At 69.3% G+C, this 19,022-nt stretch carries 11 protein-coding genes and 1 pseudogene; 3 read left to right on the forward strand and 9 right to left on the reverse strand.

What is annotated here, in order from left to right; all coding sequences use genetic code 11:
* Positions 1-81: 81 nt before the first annotated feature.
* From ACIGXP_RS29590 to ACIGXP_RS29600, 3 genes are read left to right on the forward strand one after another with little or no spacing between them, the layout of a single operon-like run.
* Positions 82-591 carry a hypothetical protein gene (locus ACIGXP_RS29590; protein WP_399773417.1) on the forward strand — a complete coding sequence of 170 codons (510 nt, stop codon included), beginning with the start codon at positions 82-84 and terminating at the stop codon, positions 589-591.
* Positions 588-1,994 (forward strand): KGGVGR-motif variant AAA ATPase, encoded by a 1,407-nt coding sequence (locus ACIGXP_RS29595; RefSeq protein ID WP_399773420.1) that lies wholly within the window; start codon positions 588-590, stop codon positions 1,992-1,994. Before ACIGXP_RS29590 ends, ACIGXP_RS29595 begins: the two co-directional genes overlap by 4 nt.
* Positions 1,991-3,436, forward strand: coding sequence for a hypothetical protein (locus tag ACIGXP_RS29600; protein ID WP_399773423.1), 1,446 nt, complete (start codon positions 1,991-1,993; stop codon positions 3,434-3,436). Before ACIGXP_RS29595 ends, ACIGXP_RS29600 begins: the two co-directional genes overlap by 4 nt.
* Before the next feature lie 3 nt (positions 3,437-3,439).
* Here ACIGXP_RS29600 and pglW read toward each other — a convergent pair whose 3' ends face one another.
* From pglW to ACIGXP_RS29645, 9 genes and pseudogenes are all read right to left on the reverse strand, one after another.
* Positions 3,440-7,879, reverse strand: a complete 4,440-nt coding sequence (gene pglW, locus ACIGXP_RS29605) for a BREX system serine/threonine kinase PglW (protein ID WP_399773426.1) — start codon at positions 7,877-7,879, stop codon at positions 3,440-3,442.
* Positions 7,880-8,083: 204 nt separating this feature from the next.
* Entirely contained in the window at positions 8,084-10,285 is a 2,202-nt protein-coding gene (locus tag ACIGXP_RS29610; protein ID WP_399773429.1) for a caspase family protein, read from the reverse strand.
* Positions 10,285-10,698, reverse strand: a complete 414-nt coding sequence (locus ACIGXP_RS29615; RefSeq protein WP_399773433.1) for a hypothetical protein — start codon at positions 10,696-10,698, stop codon at positions 10,285-10,287. Before ACIGXP_RS29615 ends, ACIGXP_RS29610 begins: the two co-directional genes overlap by 1 nt.
* A 151-nt stretch (positions 10,699-10,849) precedes the next feature.
* A complete protein-coding gene (locus ACIGXP_RS29620) occupies positions 10,850-11,464 on the reverse strand; it encodes a 7-cyano-7-deazaguanine synthase (protein WP_399773435.1) in 615 nt (204 codons plus the stop codon).
* The gene (locus ACIGXP_RS29625; RefSeq protein ID WP_399773438.1) at positions 11,386-11,820 is read right to left on the reverse strand and encodes a WhiB family transcriptional regulator; all 435 of its coding nucleotides are present in this window, start codon (positions 11,818-11,820) and stop codon (positions 11,386-11,388) included. The genes ACIGXP_RS29620 and ACIGXP_RS29625 overlap by 79 nt, the downstream gene beginning before the upstream one ends.
* Positions 11,821-12,114: 294 nt before the next feature.
* Positions 12,115-14,166: a hypothetical protein gene (locus ACIGXP_RS29630; protein WP_399773441.1), complete on the reverse strand. Its 2,052-nt coding sequence runs from the start codon at positions 14,164-14,166 to the stop codon at positions 12,115-12,117.
* 815 nt (positions 14,167-14,981) lie between these two features.
* Positions 14,982-16,033: pseudogene (locus ACIGXP_RS29635) on the reverse strand (tyrosine-type recombinase/integrase).
* Positions 16,033-16,218: a helix-turn-helix domain-containing protein gene (locus tag ACIGXP_RS29640; RefSeq protein WP_399773443.1), complete on the reverse strand. Its 186-nt coding sequence runs from the start codon at positions 16,216-16,218 to the stop codon at positions 16,033-16,035. The pseudogene ACIGXP_RS29635 and the gene ACIGXP_RS29640 overlap by 1 nt, the downstream one beginning before the upstream one ends.
* Positions 16,211-17,557 carry a replication initiator gene (locus ACIGXP_RS29645; protein WP_399773446.1) on the reverse strand — a complete coding sequence of 449 codons (1,347 nt, stop codon included), beginning with the start codon at positions 17,555-17,557 and terminating at the stop codon, positions 16,211-16,213. Before ACIGXP_RS29645 ends, ACIGXP_RS29640 begins: the two co-directional genes overlap by 8 nt.
* Positions 17,558-19,022 lie beyond the last annotated feature (1,465 nt).

Here is a 19,022-nt window from a genome sequence, read left to right on the forward strand (position 1 = left end):
CCCTCGTACGGCGGCCCAGGGTGGTCGCGATCTGGGAAAAGCCCCCGCAGTCGTACTGATCGGCTCGTTAAAGTGATCGTCGTGACGGCCTCGACCTACTCCGCGACACAACCGCCGGCGTTCGCGACGGCGAGCAGGAACCACTATCGCGCGGCCACGCTCGCCGCCGAGAAGGACTTGCGGATATCCGCCGACCATCTGGCCGGGCTGGCGGCGGAGTGCGCGGTGAAGGCCATCCTGATCGACTTCCTCGGCTCGCGGCTGGACGGGCGGAACATGCCGGAGCACCCGGAGGTGAAGTACCTGGACCGCTCCCGCAAGAAGCCGCAGTGGACGAACAAGCACGGGCACCTCCCCGAGCTGTGGGAACACCTCACCGCCGTCGCCCACCGCCGCCGGGGAGGCGGATCGGGCGCGCTGTTCACGCAGCTCATCTGGAAGAACCCGTTCGACGGCTGGGACGTCGCGGGCCGCTACTGCGACGGCACCGCGATCACCGAGGCGGACATCGACCAGCACCTGAAGGCCGCCTACGCCCTCATCGCCGCCCATGAACAGGCCGGCATCCTGGGCACGAGGACCCGCACATGAGCCGTTCCCGCACGCGTTTCGACACCGCCTGGCAGGCCGCCCTCGACCACGCCCGGCAGGCGGCGGCGCGGTTCGGCATGGACGTCGTCGTCACCCGGGACGTCCTGGGCCGGGCCTGTCTGCTCATCGACGACCGGGGGCGCGCCCTCGCCCACGACGACGCGGACGTCGTGGCCCTGCGTGACGCGTTCACGGCCGCCACCCATCCCTTCACCGGGCTCGAACCCCTCCTCTTCGGCGACAAACTCTTCGCGCCCGAGCTGTACTTCGACGCCGACGACCGCGTACAGGTCAGCCCCCGGCAGGGCTCCGGCACGGGCAGCGTGCACGCCCTGGAGCGGACCGTCATCGGCACCGACTGGGCCCGTAGTGTCCCCACCCCCTCCGACGGGACGGCCGGGCGCCGCGACCGGCGGGTGGCGCTGTACGGCTTCAAGGGCGGGGTGGGCCGCACCACCGCCACCGCCGTCCTCGCCCGGCACCTGGCCGGAAGGGGCCGCTGCGTGCTCGTGGTGGACCTCGACCTGGAGTCCCCGGGCGTCTCAAACCTGCTGGAGGACCCCGCCGGCATCCCCCGCCACGGCATCGTGGACCACCTGATCGAGGGCGGTGTCGGCAACGCCGACGGGCTGGAGCTGGTGGCGCGCAGCACCGCGCTGCCCGTCAAGGGCAACGGGGAGGTGTGGCTGGCGCCGGCGGGCGGCCGCCCGCTGGAGCGGAACGGTGAGCCGTACGACTACCTCGCCAAGCTGAACCGCATCTACAGCGACCTCGCAGGGCTCAACCCCGGTGACCGGGACCGGCCGTTCGCCGCGCGGCTGGAAGAGGCGATCGCCGCCTGCGAGGACCAGGTGACCGAGCTGTCGCGGCCACCGGACGTCGTCCTGCTGGACAGCAGGGCCGGCATGCACGACATCGCGGCGGTCACCCTGACGCATCTCAGCGGGCTGGCGCTGCTGTTCGCCGTGGACAACCCCTCCACCTGGGAGGGCTACAAGATGCTGTTCATGCAGTGGCAGCAGCGTCCCGCCCTGGCCCGGGAGCTGCGGGAGCGGCTGCGGATCGTGGCGGCCATGTTCCACTCCGCCGGGGACGCCAAGCGACTGCCCGCCCTGCGCGACCGGGCCCAGGAGCTGTTCGCCGACACGCTCTACGACCGGCTCGACCCGGACGAGGACGGCGCGGACGACGAGGGCGACGAGCTGTACCACCCTCCTCTGGAAGACGACGACGCGCCGCACGCCCCCATCCCCATCCTCTTCGGCAACGACCTGGTGGGATTGGACCCCCTGCGCAGCCGGGACTGGCCCGAGCTGCCGTTCGTCGAGGCCGCGTACCGGACCTTCACGACTACGGTGGAGCGTCTGCTGCCGCCACCGCACCCCGCCCCGGAGCCCTCATGACCGCCGCACCGACCACCGACGAGTACCGCACCCTGATCACCAGGGCCCTCGGTGTCGCGCTCGACGCGGACACGGACGGCCCCGACCTGCGGCGGTTGTTCACGCCGTCCAGTCACCGCCTCGCGCTCGACCCGGATGTGACCGTGGTCCGGGGCGCGCGCGGCACCGGCAAGACGTACTGGGCGAAGGCGCTGACCGACCCCGGGCTGCGGGAGGTGGCCGCACGGTCGTACATGATGCCGCGGCTGCGGCGGGTCCGCGTCACCACCGGGTTCACCACGGGGGGCGGCGCCGACACGCCATACCCCGGCAAGCGCAGGATCGCCCGGCTGCTGCGGGAGGGCGCCGATCCCGAGGTCTTCTGGTGCGCCGTCGTGATGATGGCGCTCGGCGTGCCGGAGATCGCGAGCATCCCCGACTGGGCCGACCGCCTCCGGTGGGCCGAGGAGCACGAGGACGCGTACGAGGACGCGCTGCGCAAGGCCGACCGGGAGGCCCGGGACAGCGGCGAGACGCGCGTCCTGCTCTTCGACGCCCTGGACCATCTCCACGCCGACCGCAGGACCGCCGACCGGCTGGTGTCGGCGCTGTTCCAGGTGGCGCTGGAACTGCGGCTGACCACGGGCGCCCTGCGCGCCAAGATCTTCGTACGGCCGGACATGTACGACAGCGCGCCCAAGACGTTCCCGGACGCCTCGAAACTGGGCGCGAACGCGGCCGACCTGACGTGGAGCCGGGAGAACCTCTACGGGCTGCTCTTCCACCGGCTGGGCAACCATCCAAGTGCCGAGGCGAAGAAGTTCCGGGCGCAGTACGGCAAGTGGGACGAACAAGGTGAGGAACGGTTCATCGCGCCGGTCGACCTGATCGCCGACGAGAAGTGTCAGGAGCAGGCTTTCGTCACGTTGGCCGGCCCCTACATGGGAACCGACCGGCGCAAGGGCCACACCTTCACCTGGGTGCCGAACCACCTCCAGGACGGCAACGGACGTGTGAGCCCGAGGACCTGGCTGCTCGCCCTGCGTACGGCCGCGGACCTGACGGCGGAGCGATACGCCACACAGCCGTACCCGCTGCACTATGAGGCGCTCCGGGAGAGCCTGCACGAGGCGTCGCGGGTCCGGGTGGACGAGCTGAAGGAGGACATCGGCTGGGCCGCCACCGCCATAGAGCAGCTAGAGGGCGGACAGGTACCCATGGAGCCGTCCGTCGTCCGCCAGTACTGGGTGCAGGGCGGCCTTGAGGAGATCCTGCGCCGCATGCGGGAAGACGACGACGCGACCAGCGGCCCTCAAGATGCCCGCGACCCCTTCGCATGGATAGAGGAACTGGTCGCCCTCGGCGTCCTGACCAAACGCACCAACGGCGCCCTCGACCTCCCCGACGTCTACCGGCTGGCGTTCAACATCGGCCGCAAGGGCGGGGTGCCACGCAAGTCCTGAGCCTCAGCCGGCGCTGGCCAGCACCCGCAAGGAGTCCAGGAACTCCCGGTCCAGGTGCGCCCGTTCGCCGTCCCCGCCGATCACCTCCACCGTCCGGCCGTCAAGCTTCGGCTCCTGTTGCGCGCGTGTCTCGACCGTGCACAGCAGCCACAGGCCGTGCGGGGTGTCGGCGGGGCGGCGGGCCGCGTTCTGGAGCCGGACCAGGAAGGCGTGGCCGCCCTCGTCCCAGTAGCGTGCGACCAGGCTGGCGTCGTGGAGGAACAGCACGGTGCGCGGTGCGTCGGCGCGGGCGAGCACCGCCTCCTCCGCGCGCTGCCAGACGACCCGGACGAAGGACGCCAGTCCGGGCTTGATGCTGCCGGGCGTGGAGAGGCTGTCGGCGCGCAGGACCTTCTGCCAGTCCTGGCCCTTCTCAGCGGCCAGGGCGCGGAAGGCGGTGAGGAACACGTCCGACAGGTCGACGGCCTCGACCGGGAAGGCGGCCGCCACGGTCTCGGCCGCTCCCGCGAGCGCGGTCGGCTTCACCGTGAGGGCGAGGAAGCCGCCCCGCTCCGCCACCGCGGTGAGCCGCTCCCGTGTCGGGCCGTGCGGGTCCTCGCGGTCGGCGCGGGTGACGGGGGTGGGCGGCTGGTAGCTGGTGACGGCGCCGGTGGAGCTCCACGGGCCCCTCGACTCCGGTGCCCGGGGGAGGAACTTCTCCGCCTCGTCGTCGTACACGAGGTCGAAGCGCGCCCCTTCCAGGGCGTCCAGCAGTTCCACATGAGTGGGTTCCCGGGAGCCCGACACCAGGTCCAGGCCCGGGAAGCGGGCGCGCAGTCGTGCCACCAGCTCGGCGACGGTGATCCCCCGGTCGCGGCGGACGCCCGCGCCCGCCTGGGAGATGCGCAGCGCCCGCTCCAGGCTCAGGTCGCGCGGGTACAGCTCCAGCCGGGGTGTGGCCGCCACGCCGGGGGCGGTCGCGGCGGCCAGGGACACCAGGCGGGTGTCGGCGAGCGGGGCCAGCCCGTCGGGCGCGGGCACGGCGCGCAGGACGCGCAGGACCTCGCCGCGGCCGGGCAGCGGGTCCTGCCGTGCCAGCCGTTCGGCGGCCTGGCCGAGGAGCGCCGCGTAGTCCGCCAGCTCCCGCGGGCTGGGGTCGTCCGCGCCCGGCACGGAGTCGGCGGCGAGCAGGACCGTCTCGCCGCGCCGGTGTACGAGGAAGCGGGGCTCGTGCTGCCCGGCGAGATCCTCGTCGGGGCGTTCGGCGGTCTCCGCGTCGGCGGCGGCCCGTACGACGGCCAGGGCCCTGGCGAGCGTCCGCTCGGGCGTGTCCGACCCCGCGCCGTGGCGGGCGCGGAGTTCGGCCGCGGCCTCGGTGGCGGTCATCACCCGACCGACGGACTGGATGATCTCGGTCAGCTCGGCGCGGACCGGCTCCAGCCAGTCCGCCTCCGCCCACCTCCTGATCTCGTTGCGGTGGTGCCGGGACACGGAGGTCTGCTTGATGCCCAGGTGGTCGGCGATCCGGGCCTGCACGGGCCAGGCGCCGAGCGGGGAGAGTCCGCCGTCGTCCGGGGGCAGGCCCAGGGTGAGGCGTACGACGTCGGCGCGGTGGGAGCCTTTGCGGCCCGGCTCGGGGGCGAGGAGCGCCGCCATGTCGTCTATCGACAGGATGCGGGCCTCGCCGTCGCCGACGGCGGACTGCTTCGGGGCGGCGTCCGGCGCCTGCCTGCGGGGTGCGTACGGCGCCGCCGGGCGCAGCGCGGTGGCCCACTGCCTGCGGCGCCGGTTGAGCTCCTTGCGGACGAGGTTTCCCGAGCCGCGCGCCTTGGAGATGGTGTACGGCTGGATGTCCAGCAGCTGGCCGACCGTCGTCGCGCCCAGTTGGCCGGCCACCGACACGGCACGCGGGGAGAGGCCGGCGGCGTCCAGCGGCGTCGTCAGGTCGGCCGCCGCGGCGGCGCGGTCGCGGGCCTTCTCCGGATCGTCGGACGAGGTGCCCACGGTGGACGGGGTCGTGGCGGGGACGGTCGCGTCGGCCGCGCGGAACACCTCCCGCCAGGCGTCCCACATCTGCCGCAGCGTGTCGAAACGCTGCTCGGTGTCCCGGTGCAGCGCACGCTGGAAGAAGGCAGTAAGTCCCTCGCGCAGCGCGGGCTCGAACAGCTCGGTGGCGACGCGGAGTTCGGCGGACTCGTTGGTCAGCGGGTCGAGCTGCCCCTCACCCCACAGCGGGCGCTCCCCGCTCGCCATCTCGTGGAGGGTGACGGCGGCCGCGTACCGTTCGGCGTGGTCGTCGTAGTGAGCGCGGCGCATCGAGCCGAGGAACGGGTCGAGGTAGCCGCGCGTGCCGGCCTTCACGTCCCGGTCGGAGGCGTCCGTCAGGGAGAAGTCGAACAGCTTGAGCTGCCGGGTGCGGTCCTTGCGGCGCTGGATGCCGAAGTTGTCCGGCTTGATGTCACGGTGGCGCACGCCCTGCGCGGCGAGCTGGTCCAGGGCGCGGAACAGGTCGTCCGCGAAGCGCTCCAGGTCATGGTAGCTGAGCTTCCCCTTGCCGCGCAGCCGCTCGCCGAGCGACTGCTCACCGGCGTACTCCAGCTCCAGGACGGTCCGCCCACCGAGCTCCCGCAGCCCCTCGCCGCGCAGCTGGACGACGGAGCCGCCGCCGACCTTGCGCAGCGCCCGTTCCTCGGCGCGCAGCCGTCCCGCCTTCTCCTCGTCGAGGGCGACCTTGAAGACGTGCTCGTCGATCTGGGTGCGGCCGTCCTCGTCCTCGGTGGCCCGCTCCACGAGCAGGGCGCGGGCGGTGGCGCCGGTGCCGAGGACCCGGCGTACCGTCCACTCGGCGTCCAGCGCCTGCCCCGGCACCGCTTCGAGCGGGTCGACGCAAGCCGCCGCCGGTGAGTCGGGCAGGACACTGGCGCGTTCGGCTTCGTCCAGCAGATCCAGGAACGCCTCGGCCGAGCCCAGGCGCTCGTCGACGTCGGCACGGGTCGCCCGGAAGACCAGGTCGTCGAGGGCGTCGGGCAGACCGTCGGCCACCGCGAACAGGCGCAGGCCCCCGTCGCTGCGGAGCCGTTCGGCGAGGTCGCTGCGCTGGGTGGCCGGCGGGCGGCCGGTGAGGATCAGGTAGGCGAGCGCGCCGAGCCCGAAGATGTCCAGGTCGGCGGGGTCGGCGTACGGCTGGTCCGACTCGGGGGCGAGGTAGACGCGGGCCGCGTCCTCGATCAGGGCGACGTCGAGGGCGGAGCCGCCGATGGAGCGGAAGAACGTGGCGTTGCTGTCGAAGTCCCGCGCCGCGGTCTGCCAGTCGGTGATCCGCAGCTCGGGAGCCGTACCGTCGGCGCGGAACGACACATAGACGGAGCGGGCCGCTAGCGCCCGGTGGTAGAGGGAGCGGTTGTGCGCGTAGCGGACCGCCTCGGCGAGCTGCCGGACCAGGTCCAGGCGGATCTCGGGCGTGAGCCTGCCGCCGTAGGTGTCCAGGTACTGGTCGAGGCGCAGATCGCCGTGCCGGTGGCGGAAGAGGATCGCCGGTCCGCCCTGGTGCTCGCGGAAGTCGAGCGCGTCGACGATCCCACGGTGGGTGATGCCCTGCAGCACCTGGTACTCGCGGCGCGCGGCGCGCTCGGTGGCCCTGCGGGCCGCCTCCGTCGCCATCTGGCTTACCAGATAGATGCGGACCCGGCCCTCCTCGTGGACAAGGCCGTCGTCCCGGGTGGCCAGGCGATCCTCCCAGGACGGCCCGGCGTCCAGCGGGTGCGGCTCCATCTTCCAGGCGTCGCCGAAGCGGAGGTGGGCCGTGGACTGGCGGATCCCGATCGCCTTGAGCAGCTGCGGCAGGGTGTGCCGGGAGAACTCCGGCGTGATGCGCCGGTCGGGACGGTCCGGGGGCAGGCCGAGGAAGTCCTGCCAGATCCGCTTCAGGCCGCTGCCGCCGTCGTCACGGCCGTAGACCTTGATCTGCTGGACCTCGTCCAGATGGCTTTCCAGGTCGGGCGACGACAGGAACACAGCGGGCTCGACGCGCGGGACCACCCGCTCGGACAGGCCCAGCTTGCGGGCCGCCCACTGGAGCTGGCTCTTCAGCTCCTTGGACTTCAGGTCGGTCAGGTGCAGCGGGTTGTTGATGGTCCGCATGCGGTCGGGTCCCTGGAAGTTCCAGGTCGACCCGGTGTTGCGGAGCTGCCCCGGATGCCCCTTGATCTCGATCAGGAAAATGCCGGCGGGAACGGCGACCAGCAGATCGCACTCGTTGACGCGGCCGGACATCGCGGTGAAGGAGAACGTGGCCCAGGCGCGGAACGGCTCGGCCTGCGGCATGAGCCCCCGCACATGGTCCAGCGCGTCCTGCTCCCACGGGTACGGCGAGGGACGCTCCTGGAACCACTGCCGGGCGGGGCGCGGCGGGCCCGGCTTGGGTACGCCGGACCTCGGTGCCGACGCGCCTGACTGAGCTGTCACCGTCCGCCCTCCCCAGGCTTGCCTCACGGACCACAATGCAAAAGTGCCTGGTCGAGCCTATCGCGATAGGGAGCGGCCGAAACCGGTTTGTAGACGGGGACCGAGCGGCCGTCCGGCTCGGGTGCCTGCCGTCTTCGCCGCGCACCGGCGACGTCTCACACCCGGCGCGGCACCCGCAGCCGGCCACGACGCGTGCAACAGCCCCTACCTCGGATGACGGCACATCTGCGGGAGCCGTGATGACTTCAGGAGCCTGTCGAGCGACGCAACCCCTTCATCGTGAAAGGCTGCTCCCGATGCGCCCGGCATAAGTCGGCGCAGCGCATGGGTCGCGATGTCGGCAAGAGTGGCTCCAAGATCGCCGCCCAGGTCGATGGGCAACGTGCCGATGAGGTTGACCTCGCGATCGTCCCACTCATCGATGTGGTCCGTGAGGAAGTCCACCGCCACCGACTGCCGACGGGCGAGAAGAAGCAGCTCGCAGGCGTGTACTGCGTCGTGGAGATCAAAGCGGAGGCGGGCTGTGATGCGCGAGGGCCCGGGCTCCTGGCAGGTGATGACGAGCTCGTCGGCGTCTCGGCTCTTGGCTGTGACGCCCAGCTGCATACCGCCGCGGGCGAGAAGTTCCTGCGCTCCCCGTTGTTCGCGTTCGTCGTGAAGGGCGATCGACCACCATGGAAGCGGGCCCCAGGTGCCGTGGGTCGCCGCGTGCTCAGGGAAAGGGGTGAATGACTGGTACCGCCGCTCCAGCAGATACTGCTGGAAGGTGACGAGGCAACTGTCCTGGAAATGTTCGTCCCGGCTGCGCTCGCGTAGCAACTCGTATTCAACAGCGCTCATGCCATCTACAGCCAGGGCGATCTGCTCCAACTGCTCTTGGATGATCTCTGCAGCACGCTCAAGTACACCGCGGAACTCGTCGCTGGGAGGGGCCTGATCGAGGATACGACCCAGAGCACGCTGCGCAGCGTGGCAGCGGGCGAGATCTCCGCCGAGGCTCACCAGGTGGCGAGCCTTGAGGATGCTCCAGGGGCGGGTGGACGTCCATCGCTCCCAGGCACGGTCGCCGCCAAGCCGTCCGAGCGCCATGGCTCCGGCGTTGCCGACACGGAAGTCCGGCTCGCCCTTCAGTCTCTCCCACACGTCGGGGTATGCCTCCAGTGGAGAGGACGGCAGCGCCGAGAGGGCCGCGTGGACGCGAGAGTCCGTGCTGTCCCACAACTCCCTGAGTTCGCGTTCCACACGCGTACGAGGCACCACACGACCTCGTTGGGCAGCCCAGTACTCGATGAGGAGCATGTCCGTGCTCTCCGGGCTCCAAGGGAGCAATCCCAGGCCGTCGAGAACCACAACGGTGGTGGCCAGTCCGTCGTGCTCGAACCCGAACTGGACCTTGGCGATGAGATCGTTGAGCTCATTGCCATCAGGGCCGGGTGCTGTGAAGAACGGACTGGCGGCGAGCCAGTCACGGATCCTCGCCCTGCACTCACCCCGGGCGAGCCGGACGGCGATCCGCGCGATCAGCAGGGAGCCGATGAGCCCCTCATCACCGAAGTCGGTGCGCAGTCGCCCCTTGCCAAGTGCCGGAACATCCCGCACATGCCAGAGCAGCCCTTCTTGGATGGCGCGGAACCATTCCTCTCGCAGAGCCGCGAGCGTGGGCTTCTCCCGAGGCCGCTTCCACTTGTTCCGGAACAGCGCGATGGCGTGCCCCTGGTCACCGGCCCGTTGCCGAGGTTCCGGCATGCCTTTTGCGGCCAGTTGATGGCGGACGTGCCGGTAGAGAGAGTCCATGTCGAGTGGGTCCGACACCTCTGGAATGCCCTCGGAAACGGCTCGCACAAGTTCACCGGTGAACGCGGTGAAGGGCGCACCCACGGGAGCCATGGCCGCCTGCGTCGCGGCTGTGGCGGTCATGACGCAGGTGCCCTCGATGGCAGTCTGGTCCGCGAACTCATCCGAGCCACCCATGTGTCCCTCCAGCGCGGCACCGCTGTAGCAACAGTCGAGGATCACGACCTTTCTGGGCGCCGCGCTTTCCAGCACTTCAGCGCGGAGGTCTCTGTACGCCACTGACTCGTACAACTTCCGCCCTTGCTCGCAATGTCCCAGTGCAAGGTAGAGAGAGCCATCGGGTGATGGCATACCGTGACCGGCGAAGTACACCACCAGCGTGTCTGTCGCCTCGCTCGCCGCCTGGTAGACGGCATCGAGCACGTCCTTACGGTCAGCGGGGTTCCGCACCGTCACGCAATGACCACTAGGCAGTCCCCCGGCCTGCGGAGACGTGAACAGCTCTGCCAGCTTGACGAGGTTGTTGCGCACTGCCGGCAGGCCCGGGAAGTTCTGGTACTCGTCCGCGCCGATCAGCACCACACGGGTTCTGTCGGGATCGGGCAGCCCCATTACCGATTCCCGGAGCCCGACGGAGCCGACTGCTGCCCCGCACCAGTGGTCTCCGGGTCTCCGCCGTGAGGTTCGGAAGCCAACAGCTCTGCGACACGGCGCAACGTGTCGCCCGACGTATCGTGCACGGTCACTGTCATACCGCCGCGTTCGAAGGTCACGGCCCCGCGCTGCGAAGGGCGAGCTGATCGCCAGGCGACCACGACGTTCACCAGCAAGCTTGCCGCGGCAATTCCATTGCTGACGAACATGTTGATGATCTCGCCAGCGCTCATGCGGTCAGAGGTTTCGGAGGCCGGTGCCAGTTCGAACTCCATGTGACGCCGGAGTTCGCGATCCTGCCGCAGCCAGTAGTACAGATCATGTGTCGCCGCGTCGTCGCCCTGCGCATCGACCGTGATCTGAATCTCCACGACGTCTCCCCCTGCTGCCTCTGCTGCCCGGCGCTCACGGCAAGAATGGATACGGAGCTGTCACTCCTGCCGCAACTCTCAGCCCAGAGAGAAGAATACGTCCCAACTGGTCCTCACGCGGGCGCCGTTGATGCGCACCTCACGCTGCCGACTACGCTACGTCAGCGGCCTCAGCGACAGCCGCGATCGGAAGCAGGCGCTCCAGCTCCTCCCGCCCGCGCCTGATCGAGTCGAAGGCAACCACCGGATCCATGTCCGGCGGCCACGGGGTATCGGTGAGGACGTCCGTGAGGGCGTACCGACCAAGCAGCCACATCTGCAGTGCGCGCCAGTCGGCACCACGGTGAAGAGGTAGGTCATCCGCCCATGGCAATGCCTCGTGCCGGGTGTGGTCGGCGCTGTTAGCGTGGAGCAGCCCGGAGCGGCGCACGAGGCACGGGAAGCAGACGCCGCAGTTGGCGGTTGGAGGGCCGCCACTTCGGCGGGTTAGCGGCTTGCCGCAACTCAAGGTGGACTCCAGGTCGGACATAGTGAGGCCCGCATCACGCCCGACCTTGCATACCTCGCCTTTCGTCAGTCCTGCCAAGGGGTTAACCACCTGCACCGTGCTCTCCGTGTCACCCGCTGTGTCTTCTGCGAGTCGGTCTCGGCAGCGCGGTGACCACCTCATGCACATACGGCTTTGTGTCAGCGCACGGCACCGAGGTAGCGCTGCACGGTCCGTCTGGAGCAACCAAGCACTTGCGCGATGTCGTTGACCCGCCATCCGTCTCGGCCCAGACGGATGGCCGTGAGAGCCCGGTCCGGCAGGGGCGTTGTCCCCTTGGCAAGCCGAAACATTGCTGCGATACGGTCGCGGTCTACCGGGCCGAGGCCGCCGTACCAACCGTGACGGGCTTCCGGGTCCTCCGCCCGTAACGCCAGGGCTAGGCACTCCAAGCGGCCCCTGCAGCCAACGCATACGGCCAAGGAACCCTCGGCGGGCCGCTCCCCATCCTCCGGATGGTAGAGACTCACGTCCATGCCCCTGCATGCCGCACGGACTGAGTCCCAGCGCTGAGGCGATTGGATCAGATCGCGAAGCTCCTGTTCGCGGCCAACGAGAAAGCGCAGGCTGTCCATCGAGTACTCCAGCTCGTGGCCATGTCCGGTCCACAGTGAATAGCCAGGGTGAGCTGGGAACTGCCCGGCGCACCCACTTGATGTCTTCCGGGTCACGCCCGGTGTGACGGCAAGCGGCAGCAGATCGCGGTTCGGCCCCGAGGTGTACCGGCTTCCCGGGCTCAAGCCCGGAAGGCCGACGTTGCCGCCCTCGCCCTGGTCGGGTGGGTGGGCCTCACCGTTTATCCGCGTCGCGTTCCCGGCCCGCGGCCGGGTTGTTATGCCTGTCCGGAGAACCCGGGCGGCACGAGCGATTCAGGCGACCTCGTCCTGAGGTGGGGTGTCTTCGTCAGTCGGCTGATCGTCGAACTCGTCGTCCGGTTCCTCGCCTTCCTCATCGTCACGGTCCGCGTCGAGGTCGTCCGGGTCCTCGGCGATGATCCCGTGTCGCTGGACGCTCCGCTGTTGCCAGACGGGCAATTTGAAAAGCACGTCCTGCAGGATGTTCCGCCACGCCTCGCAGTCGGCTCGGTCGGCGCCCAGCGAATCGATAGCACGGGTCCCGTCGTCGGCCCTGACCGCCTCCACGACCTTGACCGCCCCCTCGACCGCCTGGATCGAAGTGGCCAAGTCGTGCAGGGCGTTCCCGAGAATCTCAGCCGCGTTTCGGGGAGCCGGTGTCGGTGATGGGCCTTCGCCAGCGGGTGGGAAGGTGCGACGGAGGTCTGCGTCGGTGACGAGAATGTCGCGGCCGTCTTCGTTCTGAGTGACCTGGCCCGTCTCGTCAACCTTGCGGGTCCTGCGGCCCGCCGCAGAGTCGAGGAGTGTCTGCTTCAGCTGGTGCACGCCGTGCGGGGTACTGCGCATGCGGTCGATTACCTCGCCTGGGTGCCGGCGGTCGGGTTGATCGTTGTTTTTCGTGCCACGGTCACCCGTGAGCTGGCCGTTGATCACCAGGGGATAGGCGCTGCGGGCCGCAAGTTCCCGGGTCGCCACGCCTGGCTCCCCCTTTGTCACCTCCGCAAGTGCGGCTTGGGCAAGCTCCTCCGTTCCGCGGAACGTGGCCTCCCAGTCCTTGGCCAGTTCGCCCGGGAATGCCGACTTCAGGTACTTCCGCATCCGCTCGCGCCTGCGGGAGTCCTCTTCCGAAACCGAACGCATGACCAGAGAGGAAGCTACGTCGAGCAGCAGCTTGGTAGTGATGTTCTTGCGGGTGCTCTGTCCGGTGATGGCGACCCGCACAGCGGCGTGGATCGACTGATCGCGTTCGGTGAAGAGCCGGACGATCGCAGCCGCCCGGACGGACGGGTCGTCGTTGAAGCCGGCGGCCTTTGCCTGATCGGGAGTGAGGGCACCACGCAGCCAGTCAGCCTTAGTGGGAGTGATCAGTGTCCGCCGCTCGATCTCGTCCACCACGGCGTCGGCGAGGGCCTCGTTCTCCGCGGCTTCACCCCACGGCTTGGGGGAATCGACGTGCCGGAGCGCAACCAACGACTTCACGGCGACGCCGAAGTCAGCGGTGGTGCCGTCGTGCGGCTCGAAACCGACGAGCAGCAGCGCCGGAAGCCGTTCGCAGCGCACGGTGACCGCCACTTCGGGGTCGACCTGCGCCGGGTCGCCCGCGGTCGTGATCGCCTCATTGAGCTTGCGAATGTGGGACCGCAGCTTCGCTGTGTCCCGGATGTAGGGAACGTCGGCAGACCTGAGGGTGAGCAGGTCGTGGGCGCACGTCACGCGGCTCGACCCCTCGACGGTGACCGGAACCGTTACCCCGGGTGTGCTGTCCTCGTGCTGGAAGGCCGTCGCGGCCAGCCACACCTCTGTCATCACTCCCTGGTGGCGGAGGGACTCGCGCCAGTCGTTGTGGTCGAGCACGTACTCCTTGGACAGTTGCGCCGCCCACGCGAGGTGTTCCTGGTTCGCGAGCCTCTGCACGAGTTCCGGGCGACTCCCTGACGCCGCGATCGGCTCGGCCAACGGACGGAAGCGCGTGCTCTCGCCAGTGCCGATCAGGTTCGAGGCCGGGTGTCGGCGCGACGGACCGATCCGCGGGTTTCGCGGGTCCGGGATGATATAGCGCGCCCATACGTCAGCCCGGATGGCCAGGATCACGCCGCCGGGCACCCGCAGCCGCTCCGGGGACTCTACCGCCCGGCGGGCGGCAGATGGGTCGACGACAGCCTGCGCGAGGGCCAATGCGGCGGGCTCGCCCATGGTGAAGTGTTCGATGAGTTTGTCGGCGAGCTTCCGTGTTGCGGCCGCCAATGCAGGCAGGGGCAGCGCTTCGACGGGGCGGGGCAGCACGGTCTCGCCCGCGCCGGATGACGGCTCCATCAGGTGTTCTCCGATCTTCGTCCCGGTGTCCATCCAGGCACGCACCTGGACGCCGTGGTCGTCCAAGGAGATCGGTCACGCTGTTTCCCGTTCTCCCCCTCGGCTCGCCCGGGCAAGACCCGATGTGTCCAAGACGGCATCAGCACGCTCGACCGCACTTCCGAGACGTACCGGCTTCGACTGCCGGCGTTGCCGCCCACCGCCCAATGGCGAAGGTGAGGAGCTCGAGTTCGCTGATGTGACTGCCCGAAAAACGCTAGCAGCAGGGGTGACACATGCTCAGTATCTGCCGTTTCCACACCTGTTGGCCGCGTAATTATGCTAGGAGGCGCCCCTTAGAACAGGCTTTCTTGCCGCGGCTCATGCCGACGGTGGCGTCCAGCCGAGTAGTGTGGGGCCTCGTCCGCCCGGATGCACTGTGGCCGATTGGCGCGGCCAAGCGACCCAGACAGCTACGTGAGCCGGTCAGGGCGGCACGCGCCCTCAACGGTGATCTGAGCTCGCTGGTCAAGCGCCGCGCCGCCAAGGATTCCGTGTGCGCCGATGCGGCGGAACAGATGGACTCGCCCTTGGCTGATGTCCCGCTGGGAGCCATCGGGGAGCCAACCCACTCCCCAAGCCCCTTCCAGACCACCCGAGACCACCGCACCCCAACGCCCTGACCAGGCAGAACAGCAAACCGACTGGTGCCGATCCCACCCGAACCTCATTCGGGACGAAGAGGTCGTGGGTTCAAATCCCGCCACCCCGACAGCCGAAACAGCAGGTGAGGCACCTACTAGCGACTAGTAGGTGCCTCACCTGTTTTCTCTGCGTGTCTAACTGCGTGACTACCGCTTTTCGCGTGTCTACGGGCGCCGCTCCTGCGCTCCGAAGATCCCGTCCATGACCACCGCGCCGGTCTGGATCACAGGCCGGATCTGCTTCCGGTACACCTCCTCGGTCACGGCCGTCCCGGAGTGCCCGACAAGCCGGGAGATCTCTTCCAGCGGGACGCCCCGGTCGGACAACAGGGACACGAAGCTGTGCCGCAGCTCCCTGGGTGTCCACTCGTCGGCGTTGATCCCATCGATGCCCTTGAGCGCCTGACGGAAGGCACGCCGGACGTTTGCAGCGTCGAGCGGCTTTCCCACGGCCGAGGAGAAGACGAGCCCATGCTCCTCCCACTTGTCCTCGGCGGCGAGCCGATCCCAGCCCTGATCTTCGAACTGCTGCCAGAGGGCTTCGACGCAGCGCGCCGGCAGAGCGAGCGTGCGCCGGGACTTCCGGGTCTTCGTGTCCCCGCTTTGCCGGACCGAGCGCCAGACAGCGATGTGTGGGGGCTGTGGCGGATCGAGGTCCGGCCGACCCTTCAGGAAGACGTGGTCCCAGGTGAGCGCCCGCAGTTCCTCGGTCCGGGCCCCGGCCAGCAGCGCGACGACGATGTAGGCGTACATCGACGTCCCCTCGGCCCCCTTCAGCACTGCCTCAGCCTGAGCGAATGGATCCCCTGGAGCGTGCGCGTGCTGAGCGTCTTTGCCTTGGTGGACAGCCAGCGGTCTACGTCCTCCGCGCTCAGGTCACGAAGCTTGCGGGCGCCGAGGGACGGGATGACGTGCTTCTGACTCAGCAGGGTCACCGTCTCGACAGTGCTGGAGTCGAGGCCCGCCAGACCGTACGTCAGCCAGTCCGACACCGCGTCCTTGACGGTATAGCCGGTCGGCGCGATGGCAAGGCCGTCTTCGTAGTCGCGCAACACCTCCTTGAGCTTGGTCTTGGCCTCCGTCTTGGTCTTGCCGCTGGCCCGCTTCACGATCCGCTTGCCGCTGGCGTCGTAGCCGAGACTCGCCGTGGCGATCCAACGCTGCCGCTTCTCATCCCAGTGGAGACCGCCGTCGCCCCGGCTCCGTCGCTTCGCCATCAGGCCGCCTCCCTCAGGTCCATACGCGAAGCGAGGTATGTACGCACCGCCTCAGCCGGAATCCGCCGGCTACGACCGATGGTCAACGACGGCAGTTCCTTGGTCCGGATGAGGTCATAGACCTTGGTTCGACCGATCTTCAGTGCGGCCGTGACCTCACGGACCGTCAGGAGCTCGTCAGTCATCCCACTCCCCCATGTCTTGAAGGTCCGTCAGGGCATCACGTGCTGTCTCTCGGTTCAGTCGGATGTCTCGGGCGATCGAGGCAGCGAGCCAGGATTCACCGGGGGTGTGGCCCTGTCCGGCGTAGGTCCAGTGGGCGAGCACGAGCGTGGAGCCCTCCGTGTCGTCGAGGTCTTCGGAGAGCCCGCGTTCGCGGCGTTCCTGGTGGGCGCGGTAGTCGGCGCGGATCTGGCGGAGAGCGCCGAGGGTGGTGGAGTAGCGGCGGGACTTGGTGGAGAAGTGGCCGCGGAAGCCGAGCATGTGGGCCCAGCGGGTCAGCTGGCGGTCGGGGTAGAAGGGTTGGAGTTCGGCGCACGCGGCCATGAGGCGACGGGTGTGCTCCGGGATGTCCAGCTGCGCAAAGTCTTCGCGCACGCGCGTGCCGCGACAGGTGGTGCAGCGGCTCAGCGCTGAAGAGGGCTGGTGATAGTGCAGGTGATGGCCGGTCCCCCGGCACGCCTTGCAGTAGACCGGGGTGTCGATGGCTCCGGTGCTTTCGGCTGCCTTGGTGGCGTCGTCCAGGAGCGCGACTGTCGCCCATGCCGGCGGAGCGGTACCGGGGCCGTCGGGACCATCGAGACGCATCACGGCGTGGAAGTGGACGGCCCCACGCTTCTGGAACTCAGCGACCTTCCCGAAGGAGACCCGGCACACCTCCTTCAGTTCGGTCTGCGTCAGGCCCGCGCGGGCGGCGAGCTCCCGGCGCAGGTAGATGGTGAAGCGCCGCCACAGGTCCCCGGCATGGTTGTTCCACAGCGCCGCGCCCGCGTAGTCGTAGCGCTCCGGATCGAGCGCCGTGCCCAAGGCCGGGTCGCCGTCGGCATGCCGGGTGCCGCAGCGGCAGCGGCCGGTGTCGGGCCGGTTGTGCACGGGGCCGAAGGACGGAGCCGTGAGGGTTGCGAAGACGCGCGGATGATCCCGGACGGTGGCGGGCACGTCCCTCTGTTCGTCGCCGGTGATCCCGGCCCGGATCAGGTGGTAGGTGTCCCCGGCGTAGGTCCAGGCACAAGCGGGGCAGCGGGAGGCCCGCCGGTTGCCGCAGGCGACCCGGAGCATGCCGCCCGGCTCCTGCTCGGTCGAATACGCGTACAGGATGTCGCCGGTCTTGGCGTCGCGGGTGACGGTCTGGCCCATGAGGCGGATCGGGTGGGCGCAGCCGCCGGTACGGCGGATCTGTTCCTGCCAGCGGTCGAAACCAGGGCTGTTGGCCACCCGGAACAGGTCGGCGAGCGTGGTCGGGTCGGTGCCCAGGGAGGCCGCAGCACCAGCCACGGCCTCAGGGGCGACGGGAAAGACCGTCACGCAGCCACCTCCACCGTGGCCACGGGCGAAGCAACGGGGAGCACCCTCACCGCCGACGTGCCGAAGGAGGGGTCAGCCGGGCAGATCCGGTCACCGTCGTGGGTGAGCACGCACAGTCCGTCCACCGACACGCGAACCCAGCCGGGCGCGTGAGCACGGCAGCCGGGGCACCTGGTCGGACGGTCCAGCAGGTCCAGGCATGAAGCCTGTGGTCGAGATCTGCCGCATCGCGTACACGGCCGAGGACCGACCGGTCGAGGTCAACCAGATGCTCTTGGATGCTGGCTCTTACGTCCTCGAATACCGACTGAGTAGCTGAGCTCCGCAGCCCGTTACAGGTTTCTCTACCTCATCAAGCCCCGGCTCCGCTGCGGGCGCCGCTCCTGCCTCCGGCCCGCTCCGCCCGCGCTGCGCCGACGCGCGCCCACAGGTGGATGGGGCCGGTGGCCATGAGTCGATCACCGCATAGTGCGGCCCGCGGTCAAGGCAATGCCTCCGGCGGGGGATCGGCCGGCACCGGAATGGAGGGGGCGCCGCCGCCGACTGCGGATCCGTAGGGGCGGGCGCGGAGAGCTCCCATCCCGTCCGCCGCCGACCCAGGCAGAGCCGAACGTCGCAGCGCAGTCGAAAGCCCGAAGCAGGTCAATGGGTATCGGCCGAGATGTCCGAGCGCATGGCACCTCTTGTCTCCAGACGCAGTTCCAGGTACCTGCGTGTCAGTTCCTCGAGCTCATCGCTGTCGAGACCCACCCCCGCGCTCACGGCATCGCGCATCATTCGCACCGCCCGACTACATTCCTCAGCCGGGCGAACGACGGAGGGCGGCGCGACAAGCTCCAACTCATGGCGTGATGCGTAGCAGAGGGTGTAGGCCGACCGTGTCAGCCGGTACCGCTCGCCCGCATCAAGACCGGGCGTGGCAGCAATGTTCCGCAGATCGCTGCCGGCTTGGGCATGAGCCGCGAGAAACCGTGAGTAGAGCTCCCGCCGTGTCCTATGCCACTCGGACACCGCCTCTCGCCGCGCCCTTCGGTGCTCCACGAGAAGCGCCGATCCCAGAGCAATCACGCCACCAACAAGTGTTGCAAGTAGTGATATCCAGGCCACTTCGGAACGGTACAAGCGCCGGACGCGGGGGCCCAGTGGGCGTGCCCCAGCCGTGCCCGATGGAGCGGTAAGCAATGGGGAACACCGGGCGCGTGATCCGCGGGCGCAGACGGGACGGACGTCGATCAAGCAGCGTGGCTGAGGTCGGTGGGGGCCAGCGCTGCACACGCGCGCCTGATCGGTTGACGCGCCCGCCATCGTGGCTGACTGTCGTCGGCCGGGGTTCAGACCTCGGTCCGCCGCACACCGGTGCACGTGATCAGCCTGCTGCCAGCGGATGTGGGTTTTGAACAAATGCACCGGCACAAGAAAAAGAGACCCAGTCGTCGACTACCCGTGGTCGACCAGGTCTCGTGGG

It is taken from the genome of Streptomyces sp. NPDC053069 (assembly GCF_044546895.1).
GTDB lineage: Bacteria > Actinomycetota > Actinomycetes > Streptomycetales > Streptomycetaceae > Streptomyces.

Excerpts from the sequence above, each read along its gene's own strand:
- ACIGXP_RS29595 (WP_399773420.1), top strand. The coding sequence starts at position 588 with ATGAGCCGTTCCCGCACGCGTTTCGACACCGCCTGGCAGGCCGCCCTC.
- ACIGXP_RS29600 (WP_399773423.1), top strand. The coding sequence starts at position 1,991 with ATGACCGCCGCACCGACCACCGACGAGTACCGCACCCTGATCACCAGG.
- ACIGXP_RS29610 (WP_399773429.1), bottom strand. The coding sequence starts at position 10,285 with ATGGGGCTGCCCGATCCCGACAGAACCCGTGTGGTGCTGATCGGCGCG.
- ACIGXP_RS29620 (WP_399773435.1), bottom strand. The coding sequence starts at position 11,464 with ATGGCGGGTCAACGACATCGCGCAAGTGCTTGGTTGCTCCAGACGGAC.
- ACIGXP_RS29625 (WP_399773438.1), bottom strand. The coding sequence starts at position 11,820 with ATGGACAGCCTGCGCTTTCTCGTTGGCCGCGAACAGGAGCTTCGCGAT.
- ACIGXP_RS29630 (WP_399773441.1), bottom strand. The coding sequence starts at position 14,166 with ATGGACACCGGGACGAAGATCGGAGAACACCTGATGGAGCCGTCATCC.
- ACIGXP_RS29640 (WP_399773443.1), bottom strand. The coding sequence starts at position 16,218 with ATGACTGACGAGCTCCTGACGGTCCGTGAGGTCACGGCCGCACTGAAG.